The 14079-nt window shown below is 61.2% G+C and carries 12 protein-coding genes; 9 read left to right on the forward strand and 3 right to left on the reverse strand.

The window, feature by feature from the left end; all coding sequences use genetic code 11:
• Positions 1-14 precede the first annotated feature (14 nt).
• A complete protein-coding gene (locus tag HX875_RS02350) occupies positions 15-911 on the reverse strand; it encodes a LysR family transcriptional regulator (protein ID WP_177041313.1) in 897 nt (298 codons plus the stop codon).
• A 155-nt stretch (positions 912-1066) separates the two neighbouring features.
• On the opposite strand from HX875_RS02350, the gene amaB reads away from it, so the two are divergent.
• The 9 genes from amaB to HX875_RS02395 all read left to right on the forward strand — a co-directional run bounded on the left by amaB (position 1067) and on the right by HX875_RS02395 (position 12232).
• Positions 1067-2557, forward strand: a complete 1491-nt coding sequence (amaB, locus tag HX875_RS02355) for an L-piperidine-6-carboxylate dehydrogenase (RefSeq protein WP_177041315.1) — start codon at positions 1067-1069, stop codon at positions 2555-2557.
• Positions 2558-2713: 156 nt separating this feature from the next.
• Positions 2714-3997, forward strand: coding sequence for an L-pipecolate oxidase (gene amaA / locus HX875_RS02360; protein ID WP_177041317.1), 1284 nt, complete (start codon positions 2714-2716; stop codon positions 3995-3997).
• A 376-nt stretch (positions 3998-4373) separates the two neighbouring features.
• Positions 4374-5510 carry a branched-chain amino acid ABC transporter substrate-binding protein gene (locus tag HX875_RS02365; RefSeq protein ID WP_177041319.1) on the forward strand — a complete coding sequence of 379 codons (1137 nt, stop codon included), beginning with the start codon at positions 4374-4376 and terminating at the stop codon, positions 5508-5510.
• A gap of 252 nt (positions 5511-5762) precedes the next feature.
• A complete protein-coding gene (locus tag HX875_RS02370; RefSeq protein WP_003217447.1) occupies positions 5763-6677 on the forward strand; it encodes an ABC transporter permease subunit in 915 nt (304 codons plus the stop codon).
• A 2-nt stretch (positions 6678-6679) separates the two neighbouring features.
• Entirely contained in the window at positions 6680-7957 is a 1278-nt protein-coding gene (gene livM, locus HX875_RS02375; RefSeq protein ID WP_177041321.1) for a high-affinity branched-chain amino acid ABC transporter permease LivM, read from the forward strand.
• On the forward strand, positions 7954-8829 hold the full coding sequence (locus HX875_RS02380; protein ID WP_010173909.1) for an ABC transporter ATP-binding protein: 876 nt from the start codon (positions 7954-7956) through the stop codon (positions 8827-8829). The genes livM and HX875_RS02380 overlap by 4 nt, the downstream gene beginning before the upstream one ends.
• A complete protein-coding gene (locus HX875_RS02385; RefSeq protein ID WP_003217439.1) occupies positions 8826-9542 on the forward strand; it encodes an ABC transporter ATP-binding protein in 717 nt (238 codons plus the stop codon). Before HX875_RS02380 ends, HX875_RS02385 begins: the two co-directional genes overlap by 4 nt.
• Before the next feature lie 792 nt (positions 9543-10334).
• Positions 10335-11102 (forward strand): SDR family oxidoreductase, encoded by a 768-nt coding sequence (locus tag HX875_RS02390; protein WP_169386496.1) that lies wholly within the window; start codon positions 10335-10337, stop codon positions 11100-11102.
• A gap of 224 nt (positions 11103-11326) precedes the next feature.
• Positions 11327-12232: a cation diffusion facilitator family transporter gene (locus HX875_RS02395; RefSeq protein ID WP_177041323.1), complete on the forward strand. Its 906-nt coding sequence runs from the start codon at positions 11327-11329 to the stop codon at positions 12230-12232.
• Here HX875_RS02395 and HX875_RS02400 read toward each other — a convergent pair.
• Positions 12204-13334 carry an AGE family epimerase/isomerase gene (locus tag HX875_RS02400; protein WP_177041324.1) on the reverse strand — a complete coding sequence of 377 codons (1131 nt, stop codon included), beginning with the start codon at positions 13332-13334 and terminating at the stop codon, positions 12204-12206. The genes HX875_RS02395 and HX875_RS02400 overlap by 29 nt on opposite strands.
• A 168-nt stretch (positions 13335-13502) precedes the next feature.
• Positions 13503-14075, reverse strand: coding sequence for a HupE/UreJ family protein (locus HX875_RS02405; protein ID WP_177041325.1), 573 nt, complete (start codon positions 14073-14075; stop codon positions 13503-13505).
• Positions 14076-14079: the final 4 nt, after the last annotated feature.

The raw sequence follows: 14079 nt of genomic DNA on the forward strand, positions 1-14079 counted from the left end.
GCAGGCAAAGAAAATCAAACAGGCTCGACTTGCTCCATCATCCACTTCACAAAATCCCGCACCTTGGGCACTTCCGCCGAGTGCTCGGGGTAGGCGAGGTAATACGCATCCTGGCTCGGCATCGCGTGCTGCCAGGGGATCACCAGCTTGCCCTCGGCCAATTCCTCCTCCACCAGGAAGCGTGGCAACAGCGCCACACCACAGCCGACCTGGGCGGCACGGATGCACATATAAAAGGTCTCGAAGCGCGGCCCGTGGTAGCTGTGTTCGGTGTGATAACCCTGGGCGGCGAACCAGTCGTGCCAGCCTTGCGGGCGCGAAGCGTTTTGCAGCAGCACCAGTTCGCTGAGTTGCGTGGGGTCGGTAAAGGGTTGCGCGGGCAGGCTGTCGGGCGAGCACACGGGCACCAGTTCTTCGCTGAACAGTTTCAGGCTTTCGGTGCCGGGCCGTGAGCCCTGGCCAAAGTAGAACGCCAGGTCAGCCTTGCCTTGCAGCAACTCGTCGGGCTCCTGTTCGTTGCACAGGTCCAGGTGAATCTGCGGATGGCGCAGCCGCCAGCCCTTGAGGCGTGGCACCAGCCAGCGGGCGCCGAAGGTGTAGGGCGTGGACACCCGCAGCACTTCGGTCTCGCCGCCGTAGGAGCGCAGGTAGTGAGTAGACATCTCCACCTGGGTGAGAATCTTGCGCACTTCCACCAGGTACAGGTCGCCCGCCGGGGTCATCTGCAAGCGGCGGCGCACCCGGCGAAACAGCAGGTGCTGCAGCAGTTCTTCCAGCTGCGCGACCTGTTTGCTGACGGCGCTCTGGGTGAGGTTCAGCTCCTCGGCGGCGCGGGTAAAACTCAGGTGGCGGGTGACCGCTTCGAAACACTGCAAGGCGGTGATCGAGGGCAAATGTCTTTTATTGAGCACGGCACGCCTCTTTTTGTTCTTAGCATGAATAAACGGAATGATATCTCGCCTAATCGTCGTTTGTTGGCAAGTCTTGGGCCAGCTACAAATAAGGTCTGGATCGTCGCGGGAACTGGCGGCGCATATTTTGTATTTGTAGCTTGAAGGAGTGACCCATGGTTGCCGCATTGCTTGATCGTCTCGGGGTAAACCCGGCGCTGTACCAGTCGGGCAAACAGCCCGTGCATTCGCCCATTGATGGCAGCCGGATTGCCAGCGTGCACTGGGAAGGCGCTGCCGAGGTGGAGCAGCAGGTCAGTCGCGCCGAGCATGCATTCGACGCCTGGCGCAAGGTGCCGGCACCCCGTCGTGGTGAGCTGGTGCGCCAGTTCGGCGACGTGTTGCGTGAATACAAGGCCGACCTCGGCGAGCTGGTGTCGTGGGAAGCCGGCAAGATCACCCAGGAAGGTTTGGGTGAAGTGCAGGAAATGATCGACATCTGCGACTTCGCCGTCGGCCTGTCGCGCCAACTGTATGGCTTGACCATCGCCTCCGAGCGCCCAGGCCATCACATGCGTGAAACCTGGCACCCGCTGGGCGTAGTTGGTGTGATCAGCGCCTTTAACTTCCCGGTGGCCGTGTGGGCGTGGAACACCGCGCTGGCGCTGGTATGCGGCAACGCGGTGATCTGGAAACCCTCGGAAAAGACCCCGCTCACCGCCTTGGCCTGCCAGGCGTTGTTCGAGCGCGTGCTGAAGAAATTCGACGGCGCCCCCGAGTACCTGAGCCAAGTGATCATCGGTGGTCGTGACGCCGGTGCCGCACTGGTGGATGACCCACGTGTCGCGCTGATCAGCGCCACCGGCAGCACCCGCATGGGCCGCGAAGTGGCGCCGAAAGTCGCCGCGCGTTTTGCCCGCAGCATTCTCGAACTGGGCGGCAACAACGCCATGATCCTCGGCCCAAGCGCCGACCTGGACATGGCCGTGCGCGCCATCCTGTTCAGCGCCGTCGGTACCGCCGGCCAGCGCTGCACCAGCCTGCGCCGGTTGATCGCCCATGAGTCGGTGAAAGAAGAAATCGTCACCCGCCTCAAGGCTGCTTACTCCAAGGTGCGCATCGGCCACCCGCTGGAAGGCAACCTGATCGGCCCGCTGATCGACAAACACAGCTTCGACAACATGCAGGACGCCCTGGAACAGGCCTTGAGCGAAGGCGGCCGGGTGTTTGGCGGCAAGCGTCAACTGGAAGATAAATTCCCCAATGCCTACTACGTGTCGCCGGCCATCGTGGAAATGCCGGAGCAGAGTGACGTGGTGTGCACCGAAACCTTCGCCCCGATCCTGTACGTGGTGGGCTATACCGATTTCGCCGAAGCGCTGCGCCTGAACAACGCCGTGCCTCAAGGCCTGTCGTCGTGCATCTTCACCACCGACGTGCGTGAAGCCGAGCAGTTCATGTCGGCCGTGGGCAGCGACTGCGGGATCGCCAACGTCAACATCGGCCCGAGCGGCGCGGAGATTGGTGGCGCGTTTGGCGGTGAGAAAGAGACCGGCGGCGGGCGTGAGTCGGGTTCGGATGCATGGCGCGGGTACATGCGTCGCCAGACCAATACCGTGAACTACTCGCTGGAACTGCCGCTGGCCCAGGGCATTACCTTCGACTGAGTCTCTGCTCATGTAGGAGCTGGCTTGCCTGCGATACGCATAACTCGGTACATCAGTTACACCGAGTTGATGCTATCGCAGGCAAGCCAGCTCCTACATTTGATCGGGTTCGCACATCAAAAATAGTGGTTTGTTAGGTCTCATCGGAGTCTGGCAATGGCATTACGCGAAGCATGTTTGTGGGAACAACTCACCCCTGGCCGGCCGGATCGTGCCGCGCTCAAGGGCGAGGTCAACGTGGATGTGTGCGTGATCGGTGCCGGTATCACCGGTTTGTCGGCGGCCATTCACTTGCTGGAACAAGGTAAAAGCGTCGTCGTACTCGAAGCCCATCGCACCGGCCACGGTGGTTCGGGGCGCAACGTGGGCCTGGTCAACGCCGGGATGTGGATTCCTCCGGACGAGATCGAAGCCGGTTTCGGCGAAGCGGTAGGCAGCCAGCTTAACCGCATGCTCGGCGCGGCACCGTCCCTGGTGTTCAGCCTGATCGACAAATACAACATCGACTGCCAACTGCGCCGCGAGGGCACCTTGCACATGGCGCACAACGCCCGTGGCGAGGCGGATCTGCGCAGTCGTGAAGAACAATGGAAGCGTCGCGGCGCCCCGGTGGAGCTGTTGACCGGCGCGGCCTGCGAGCAAGCCACCGGTACCAAAAAGATCGCCGCCGCCTTGCTGGATCGGCGTGCGGGTACCCTGAACCCGATGGCCTACACCAGCGGCTTGGCCAATGCCGCCGTCGGGTTGGGCGGGCAACTGTTCGACCATTCCCCGGTCACCCAACTGGAGCGCCAGGGCCAACGCTGGTCTGTGCAAACTGCCCAGGGCTCGGTGCAGGCCGAACAAGTGGTGATCGCCTCCAACGCCTACACCGAGGGCGAGTGGACCGAGCTGCGCCGCAACTTTTTCCCCGGCTATTACTACCAGGTGGCGTCGGCCCCGCTGACCGACGACGCCGCGCAACAAATCCTCCCCGGCGGCCAGGGCTCCTGGGACACCCGCCAGGTTCTCAGCAGCATCCGCCGCGATGCCGAAGGCCGGCTGTTGCTCGGCAGCCTGGGCAATGGCAACCAGAAACCCGCGTGGTTCCTCAAGGCCTGGGCCGATCGGGTGCAGCAGCACTACTTCCCGTACCTCAAGCCGGTGCAGTGGGAATGCACCTGGACCGGCTGCATCGCCTTCACCCCGGACCACCTGATGCGCCTGTTCGAACCGGCGCCGGGGCTGGTGGCGGTCACCGGTTACAACGGGCGTGGGGTGACGACCGGCAGTGTGGTGGGCAAAGCCTTTGCCGATTACCTGTGTCACCAGGATCCACAGGCGTTGCCGATTCCGTTCGCACCGATGCAGCCCTTGGCCGGTGTCGGCCTGCGCAGCTGTTTGTATGAGGCGGGATTCTCGCTGTATCACGCGGGCCAATGCCTGCGGATCGTGATCTGATCAACGAAATACCGCTCAGAAGCCTGCATTTTCTTAGCCGGCTACTAATCTGTATTGGTGCGAGTCGTAGCAGTAACGCACTGTAAATGTGCACTTCCGTTACGCACGCTGTTACAGGTTCAAGGGTGGCCCTTTAATGGCCGGGTTGCAGTGCTTGATCAGTCGGGTTGCACTTTATGGATCCAATGGTTGCACCCGGCTGAGATAGACGGTTGCACGTCCAATCAAAAGGCCCCCAAAAACCTGCAATAACAATGACACCGTGTCTTTTTGAATAATAAAAACGTAATGGCACGCCGCTTGCTCTGGGCTTTCGCTGAAAGTTTTTGAAGTGAAGCTGCAGTGCCAATTCAACAAAAACCTCGGAGCACCACTCATGTCCCAGACGTTTTACAAGAAAGGTTTTGTAGCCCTCGCAGTTGCTGCTGCGCTGGGTGTTTCTGCGTTTGCTCAAGCTGATGTGAAGATTGGCGTAGCGGGGCCGATGACCGGCGCCAACGCGGCATTTGGTGAGCAGTACATGAAGGGTGCCCAGGCGGCAGCCGATGTCATCAACAAGGCTGGCGGCATCAACGGCGAGCAGATCAAGCTGGTGGCCGGCGACGACGCCTGCGAACCCAAGCAAGCGGTGGCCGTGGCCAACCGTCTGGCAGACCAGGACAAAGTGATCGGCGTGGTCGGGCACTTCTGCTCGTCCAACACTATCCCTGCCTCCGAGGTGTATGCCGATGCGAACATCATCATGATCACCCCGGGCTCCACCAACCCACAGGTCACCGAGCGCGGCCTGTCGGCGGTGTTCCGTATGTGTGGTCGTGACGACCAGCAGGGCATCGTGGCTGGCGACTACATCGTCGACGTGCTCAAGGGCAAGAAAGTCGCGGTTATCAACGACAAGGACACCTACGGCAAAGGGTTGGCTGACGCCACCGCTGCGCAGTTGACCAAGCGCGGCGTGAAGCCGGTGCTGGAAGAAGGCCTGACCCGTGGCGAGAAAGACTTCAGCGCCCTGGTCACCAAGATCCGCTCCACCGGTGCTGACGTCGTGTACTTCGGCGGCCTGCACCCGGAAGCCGGTCCACTGGTTCGCCAGATTCGTGAAGCGGGCCTCAAAGACGTCAAGTTCATGTCCGATGACGGTGTGGTCACCGATGAACTGGTAGCAACCGCCGGCGGTGCACAGTACGTGAACGGCGTGTACATGACCTTCGGCGCCGACCCGCGCCTGCTGCCAGACAGCAAGACCGTCGTGGAAGAGTTCCGCAAAAATGGTACCGAGCCTGAGGGCTACACCCTGTACGCCTACGCTTCGATCCAGGCCCTGGCCGCTGGCTTCAATGGCGCCAAGTCCAACAAGGGTGAAGACGCGGCCAAGTGGCTCAAAGCCCACCCGGTCAAAACCGTCATGGGCGAGAAGAATTGGGACGCCAAGGGCGACCTGAAAGTCTCCGACTATGTGGTTTACCAGTGGGACAAGGACGGCAAGTATCACCAGCTGGAAAAGCAGAAGTAATAGTTAGCGCGATCGGTTAGACGCCACTTGACCCTGTGGGAGCCGGGCTTTTGTGGGAGCTGGCTTGCCTGCGATAGCGTCACCTCGGTTTGACTGACATTGCGAGGTGTCTGCATCGCGGGCAAGCCCGACTCCCACACAAGCCAGCTCCCACACGGGGACTTGGTTGCCAGCCCTTTTGTGTCTGTCTTTTCCTCCTAGAAGATCCGCACACCCACAGGTGTGCAGGCTCTCACTGCGTGAGATTGCGTTATGGATGGTATTTTCCTGCAGCAACTGGTCAATGGGCTGACCCTCGGGTCGGTCTATGGCTTGATCGCCATCGGCTACACAATGGTCTATGGCATCATTGGCATGATCAACTTCGCCCATGGCGAGGTTTATATGATTTCCGCTTACCTCGCGGCGATCAGTCTGGCACTGCTGGCTTACTTCGGCATCGAATCCTTCCCGCTGCTCATCCTTGGCACCCTGATTTTCACCGTCGTCGTTACCGGCGTTTACGGCTGGGTCATCGAGCGTGTCGCCTACAAACCGCTGCGCAACTCCACCCGACTGGCACCGCTGATCAGCGCCATCGGTATCTCGCTGATCCTGCAGAACTACGCGCAGATCGCCCAGGGCGCCAAGCAACAAGGCATCCCGACGCTGCTGGCAGGCGCCTGGAGGGTCGATATCGGCACCGGGTTCGTGCAACTGACCTACACCAAGGTGTTTATCCTGGTGGCCGCGTTCGTCGGCATGGGCCTGCTGACCTACATCATCAAGTACACCAAGCTCGGCCGCATGTGCCGCGCAACCCAGCAAGACCGCAAAATGGCGTCGATCCTCGGTATCAATACCGACCGGGTCATCTCCTACGTATTCGTGATCGGTGCCGCCATGGCCGCGCTGGCCGGTGTGCTGATCACCCTGAACTACGGCACGTTCGACTTCTATGCCGGCTTCATCATCGGCATCAAGGCATTTACCGCAGCGGTACTCGGCGGCATCGGTTCCCTGCCTGGGGCCATGCTGGGCGGGATCATCCTGGGTATTTCCGAGTCGCTGTTCTCGGGGTTGATCAACTCTGACTACAAAGACGTGTTCAGTTTCTCCCTGCTGGTGGTGATCCTGATTTTCCGTCCCCAGGGCCTGCTCGGTCGCCCACTCGTGGCGAAGGTATAACTATGTCTGCTGCCTACTCTATCGATATCAAGAAAAGTGTCGTCGATGCGGTACTCGCCGGGCTGATTTCGCTGATCGTGTTCGGTCCGATCGTCGGCGTGGTCCTCGACGGCTACAGCTTCAACCTGGAACCGGCGCGTGTCGGCATCCTGGTGGCCATTGTGATGGTCGGCCGGTTTGCCATGAGCCTGTTCCTGCAAACCCCCAGGGGCCTGCGGATTCTCCAGGGTTTTGAAAGCACCGGCTCCGGTGTGCATGTACTCAAGCCGGACTACAAATCGCGCCTGCGCTGGATCATCCCGGCGTTGATCGTGATTGCCATCGTGTTCCCGTTCTTCGCCAACAAATACCTGCTGACCGTGGTGATCCTCGGGCTGATCTACGTGTTGCTGGGCCTGGGCCTGAACATCGTGGTGGGCCTGGCCGGGCTGCTCGACCTGGGCTACGTGGCGTTCTACGCCATCGGTGCCTACGGCCTGGCGCTGGGTTATCAATACCTCGGTCTGGGCTTCTGGTCGGTACTGCCGTTGGCGGCCATCTGTGCCGCGTTGGCGGGGTGCATACTCGGGTTCCCGGTGCTGCGAATGCACGGCGATTACCTGGCGATCGTGACCCTGGGCTTCGGTGAAATCATCCGCCTGGTGCTGAACAACTGGCTGTCGTTTACCGGTGGCCCGAACGGCATGCCGGTGCCGTCGCCCACGTTTTTCGGCCTGGAGTTTGTGCGCAAGGCGAAGGATGGCGGGGTGCCGTTCCACGAGTTCTTCGGCATCGACTACAACCCCAACATCAAATTCCTGTTTATCTACATCGTGCTGTTCCTGGTGGTGCTGCTGGTGCTGTACATCAAGCACCGCCTGACTCGCATGCCGGTGGGCCGCGCTTGGGAAGCCTTGCGCGAAGATGAAATCGCCTGCCGTTCCATGGGCCTCAACCACGTGCTGGTGAAGCTCTCGGCGTTCACCATCGGCGCGTCCACTGCCGGTTTGGCCGGGGTGTTTTTCGCCAGCTACCAGGGCTTCGTCAACCCGTCGTCGTTCACCTTCTTCGAGTCGGCGCTGATCCTCGCCATCGTGGTGTTGGGCGGCATGGGCTCCACCGTCGGCGTGGTGATTGCCGCGTTCGTGTTGACCGTGGCGCCGGAACTGCTGCGCAGCTTCTCTGAATACCGCGTGCTGCTGTTCGGCGTGTTGATGGTGGTGATGATGATCTGGCGACCGCGCGGGCTGATCCGCATCAGCCGTACCGGTGTAGTCCCACGTAAAGGAGTGGCGCCATGAGCAAGGAAGTCGTCCTCTCCGTGGAACACCTGATGATGCACTTCGGTGGCATCAAGGCCTTGAGCGATGTGAGCCTCAAGGTCGAACGCAACTCGATCTTCGCCCTGATCGGCCCCAACGGCGCCGGCAAGACCACGGTGTTTAACTGCCTGACCGGTTTTTACAAAGCCTCCGGCGGCAAGATCGAACTCAATGTGCGCGGCAAGCAGACCAACGTGATCCAGCTGCTCGGCGAGCGCTTCAAGGCCACCGACTTTGTCTCACCGAAAAGCTTCTTCAGCCGGGTGTTCTACAAAATGTTCGGTGGCACTCACCTGGTGAACCGTGCCGGTTTGGCGCGCACCTTCCAGAACATTCGCCTGTTCAAGGAAATGTCGGTGGTGGAGAACCTGCTGGTGGCTCAGCACATGTGGGTCAACCGCAACATGCTCGCGGGCATCCTCAACACCAAGGGCTACCGCAAGGCTGAAAGCGACGCCCTCGACCATGCGTTCTACTGGCTGGAAGTGGTGGACCTGGTGGACTGCGCCAACCGCCTGGCCGGCGAACTGTCCTACGGCCAGCAACGCCGCCTGGAAATCGCCCGCGCCATGTGCACCCGGCCGCAGATCATCTGCCTCGACGAGCCGGCTGCCGGCCTCAACCCCCAGGAAACCGAAGCCCTCAGCGCGATGATTCGCCTGCTGCGGGATGAACACGACCTCACGGTGGTGCTGATCGAGCACGACATGGGCATGGTGATGAGTATTTCCGACCACATCGTGGTGCTGGACCACGGCAACGTGATTGCCGAGGGCGGCCCTGAAGCAATCCGCAATGACCCTAAAGTGATCGCGGCTTACCTGGGCGCTGATGAAGAGGAACTGGTATGAGTGAGCCAATCCTCGAACTGAAAGACCTGGACGTGTTCTACGGCCCGATCCAGGCGCTTAAAAAAGTCTCGCTGCACATCAACGAAGGCGAAACCGTGAGCCTGATCGGCTCCAACGGCGCGGGTAAATCCACGCTGCTGATGTCGATCTTCGGCCAGCCACGGGCCGAGTCGGGGCAGATCATCTACCGCGGCGTCGACATTACCCACAAGTCGTCCCACTACATCGCCTCCAACGGCATTGCGCAGTCGCCGGAAGGGCGGCGGGTGTTCCCCGACATGACCGTCGAGGAAAACCTGCTGATGGGCACCATCCCGATTGGCGACAAGTTTGCCACCGAGGACATGCAGCGCATGTTCGAACTGTTCCCGCGGCTCAAGGAGCGGCGTAACCAGCGGGCGATGACCATGTCCGGTGGTGAGCAGCAGATGCTCGCCATCGCCCGTGCGCTGATGAGCCGGCCCAAGCTGTTGCTGCTGGACGAGCCGAGCCTGGGGTTGGCGCCGATTGTGGTGAAGCAGATTTTTTCCACACTGCGGGAGCTGGCGTCCACCGGCATGACCATCTTTCTGGTGGAGCAGAACGCCAACCATGCGTTGCGCTTGTCGGACCGGGCGTACGTGATGGTCAACGGCGAGATCCGCCTCACAGGCACCGGCAAGGAGCTGCTGGTGAATGAGGAAGTGCGTAACGCCTACCTCGGCGGGCATTAAGCCTGGCGCATAACCCTCCTGTGGGAGCCGGGCTTGCCCGCGATAGCATCACCTCGGTTTGCCTGAATGACCGAGGTGTCTGCATCGCAGGCAAGCCAGCTCCCACATTTTTTTGCGTCGCCTGCAGGCTTTCCCAAAATTGTGGACAACAAATCCGGGCACCTGCCAAAGCGCGACATATAGCCGCCGCAAATCCCTGTTTTGTCACAGTTTTGACTTGTCCCCAACCACTGTGGAACCGGCTGTGGGTAACGTGGGAGTAGCTGGCTGGAGGCCTTTGTTTTCGCGGCTTGCAGCGTGGTGGTTGTTTTTTGATCAGCGGTTTTTTCGCGGCCGTCCGCGGGGTTTGTCAACCTGTTTAAAGACACAGGTATATGACCGGAATATGTCACTCCACCCTGTGGATAAGTCTGTGACTAAACTCTGGAAAGAGTGCCGCAGAGGCCGGAATGACTGGCCTGGAGCCATCGTCCTGGTTGCACCGTTTTGAACCGGGCTACATACGGCTGGGCCAAGGTCAAGCAAAAAACTTTTTGAATCGCGCTGGAAGCCTTGTATACCGCGGCTTTCAGCTTTTGCACTTGCCCCCAAAGACTGTGGACGGGGCTGTGGATAACGTGCGCGCACATGGCTGCATGCCACGGCCTGTGTGGGTTTCGAGTGATTGGTTGAATTTTGTACAACATGAGAGGCGTTCACCTCTGTCCACAGCGTGTATCAGTTGCCGCCAGCCCGCGGGCCGGGCATTCTGCTGGCTGATTTTTTACCTCGTAGCCCTGCAAGGAGAACACCATGTCCAATACGCTGTTTATTACTGGCGCGACCTCGGGTTTTGGCGAAGCCTGTGCCCGGCGTTTTGCCGAAGCCGGTTGGAAACTGGTGCTCACCGGCCGCCGCGCAGAGCGTTTGAACGCCCTGTGCGCCGAGCTTTCCAAGCAGACCGAAGTGCACGGCCTAGTGGTGGACGTACGTGACCGCAAGGCCATGGAAGAGGCGATCGCCAACCTGCCGCCATCCTTCAGCACCCTGCGCGGCCTGATCAACAACGCCGGCCTGGCGGTGGGTACCGACCCGGCGCCCAAGTGCAGCCTCGACGATTGGGAAACCATGGTCGACACCAACATCAAGGGCCTGCTGACCACCACCAGCCTGCTGTTGCCGCGCCTGATCGCCCATGGCCGTGGCGCTGGCATCATCAACCTCGGTTCCATCGCCGGCAGCTACCCGTACCCGGGCAGCCACGTGTATGGCGGCACCAAGGCCTTCGTCAAACAGTTCTCGCTGAACCTGCGCTGTGATTTGCAAGGCACGGGCGTGCGGGTGACTAACATCGAGCCGGGCCTGTGTGAAAGCGAGTTCTCCCTGGTGCGCTTTGCCGGTGACCAGGCGCGTTATGACGCGACCTACGCCGGTGCCGAGCCGATCCAGCCGCAGGATATTGCGGACACGATCTTCTGGGTGCTGAACACCCCGGCGCACGTGAACATCAACCGCCTGGAGCTGATGCCGGTGAGCCAGACCTGGGCCGGGTTTGCGATTGAGCGTGGTGCCAAGGGCTAAGCACACCGAGCTTTTGTGGCGAGGGAGCTTGCTCCCGCCGGGCTGCGAAGCGGCCCCAAAAAAGCCAGGGCCGCTCCGCGCCCCAGCGGGAGCAAGCTCCCTCGCCACAGGTTTGTTGTCAGCCTGGAAAATGCGGCAAATCGGCCAAAACAGGACATAAGGTACACTCCACTCCGGAAAACCCCGCCGCGCTCTGCGGTTTCAAGGTTTTGACAGGAGGATATGTGAGTAACCGAGGTGAGCAGTCGCTGCTCAAACAATCGACGATTCTGATGTTCGCGGTCGCGATCGCCGGGATTGTCACGGGTGTGGTGTCGGGCGCCCAATCGATTTTATTCGACGGCTTTTTCTCGCTGATCGCCACCGCCATCAAGGTGTTGATGCTGATCACGGCCAAGCTGATCGCCAAGAAAAGCAACGAGCGTTTCCAGTTCGGTTATTGGCACCTGGAACCCATGGTGCTGCTGATCGAAGGCAGCTTTTTGCTGTTGATCGCCATCTATGCGTTTCTCAACGGCGTGTTCGGCATTATCAATGGCGGGCGCGATATCGAGTTGGGCCTGGTGATCATCTACGCGGCGGTGTTTACCGTTGTCGAGTTCGCCTATTTCTTCTACGTACGCTACCGCAATCGCACGCTCAAATCGTCGCTGATCCAGTTTGACAACATCAGCTGGCTGGTGGACGCCATGCTGTCGGTGGGGCTGCTGGTGAGCTTCCTGGCTGCGCTGTTGCTCAAGTCCCAGGGCTATGGGCAGTGGGCGGTGTATGTCGACCCGCTGATCCTGATCCTGCTGGCGCTGAGCATGCTGGCGCCGGCCTTCAAGATCCTGCGCCCGGCGCTGCGGGATGTGCTGGGGATCGTGCCGGACCAACTGGACGGCAAAGTGCGCGAAGTGATGGAGGCTGCGGTGGCCAGGCATGGTTTCGACGACTACGTGTCCTACGTGCAGAAGCACGGGCGGGCGCGGTTTATCGAGATTCATGTGGTACTGCCGGCGGATTACCCGGTGGATAACGTCGCCACCCTGGACGGGCTGCGCGAAGAGATATCCACAGGGCTGGGCAAGCCAGACGCGGCGCGCTGGCTGACGATCAGTTTTACCGGGGATCGCAAATGGATTGCGTAAGGCCCAGGTAGCACGTGGCCAAGTGGTAAGGCGTGGTCGACGGCATGTCCCGTCGGCTGACTTGCCCCTTGGCATCCAGGCATTCATTCCAGCCTTTGTCGTGCAGGAACCGCTGTTGCAGCGCCAGCAATTGGCGTTGCAGCACGGCTTCGCTGTTGGGCCGCAAGGTCAGCGCCCGCAGGTATTCGGCCTGGGCCCAGATACGCTGGGTGCCGTCGCGTACGCTGCCGTCCAGGGCCAGCATGCCGCTGACCGCGCCTGTCGCGTTATCCACACCCTTCTGCTCGGCATAGCTGAACGCTTTGTTCAGCGATGTGTGCAGCGGTGTGCCACGCAACAGGTCTGAAGATTCCAGCAGGAAGAACCATTCGAACTGGTGCCCCGGCTCAAACCAGTTATCCACAGCGCCCAGGGGTTTCTCCATCATCACGCCGTGCTGGCGGTCGATGAAGCGCTTCTGCATGGCGTTGGCCAGGTCCAGCAAGGCGTCTTGCGTCACGGCGTCTTCACGCACGGCCAGGGTGGCGAGGAAGCCTTCGGCGAGGTGCATCAGCGGGTTTTGCAGGGGGCCGGATTTGAGCGACGACCAGTTACGTTCCAGCACCGCTTCGTACAGGCCGTCGCCGGTGGCGAAGCGTTCGGCGACCACTTCCAGGGCGGCATCGAGCACCGATTCCACCAGCGGCTCACGCACCTTGGCCCAATAGTGGGCGCAGGCGAAGATGATGAAGGCGTGGGTGTAGAGGTCTTTGCGTTTATCCAGCGGCTTGCCGTGGGCGTCGATGCTGTAGAACCAGCCGCCGTGCTCGGCGTCGTGGAAGTGCCGTTGCAGGGAGCGGAACAGCGCGGCGGCGCGCTCTTCGGCAAAGGCTGCGCCGGGCTCGCCGATCAGGCTGGCGAACAGGTACAACTGCCGGGCACAGGCCATGGCGCGATAGCGTTGCGGGGGCAAAGGCCGATGGTCGGCGTCCAGGGCTTCATAAGGCAGCGCCAGGTCGGCATTCCAGCCCGGGCCTTGCCAGAGCGGCACGATCAGGTCGTGGAAGTGCGTCAACACGGCGGTCAATTGAGGCTTGAGGGCGGAGCTTGGAGCGATGGGCATCGGCTGGCGTCGTCACGGCAGGGGTGTTTGCGCGACATGGTATCAGGCTTGAGGTAGGTGGTGGCTGTGAGTCCGTCATCGCGGGCAAGCCCGGCTCCCACAGGAGTACTCAGTCAACTGTGGGAGTCGGGCTTGCCCGCGATGAGGCCATTAGAAACCCCGTAAATCTCAGGCAGCGAGCAACCAGACCCCAGTCGCCGCCGAAGCCGCCCCGGCCACCCGTACCAACGGCGCTGCCGCCGCCGGCAGGAAACGCACCACGGCATAACCCGCCGCATGCAGAACCGCCGTTGCAGCCACAAACCCTGCGGCATACGCCCAAGGGCTGGACATGTCCGGCAGCTCCAGACCATGAGCCACGCCATGGAACAGTGCAAACAGCGCCGTCGCCGCCACCGCCACAAACAACGGCGGCCGTACCGCCAGCGCCACCGCCAGGCCCAGCGCGAGTACCGACGCGGCAATCCCGCTTTCCAGCGCTGGCAATGCCAGGCCTTCAAAGCCCAGCATCCCACCGATCAGCATGGTGCCGACAAAGGTGCACGGCAGCGCCCAGCGCGCCGCACCTTTCTGTTGGGCGGCCCACAAGCCCACGGCGAGCATCGCCAGCAGATGGTCAATACCGCCCAGCGGGTGACTGATACCGGCCACCAGGCCGTTGTCGCCATGCCCGGGGTGGGCGAAGGCGAGGGCGGGGGTGAGCAGCAAGGCTGCGGCGGCGAGAAGTGTGTTGAGGCGCATGGAC

It is taken from the genome of Pseudomonas yamanorum (assembly GCF_013386765.1).
In the GTDB taxonomy this organism is placed as follows: Bacteria; Pseudomonadota; Gammaproteobacteria; order Pseudomonadales; family Pseudomonadaceae; genus Aquipseudomonas; species Aquipseudomonas yamanorum_A.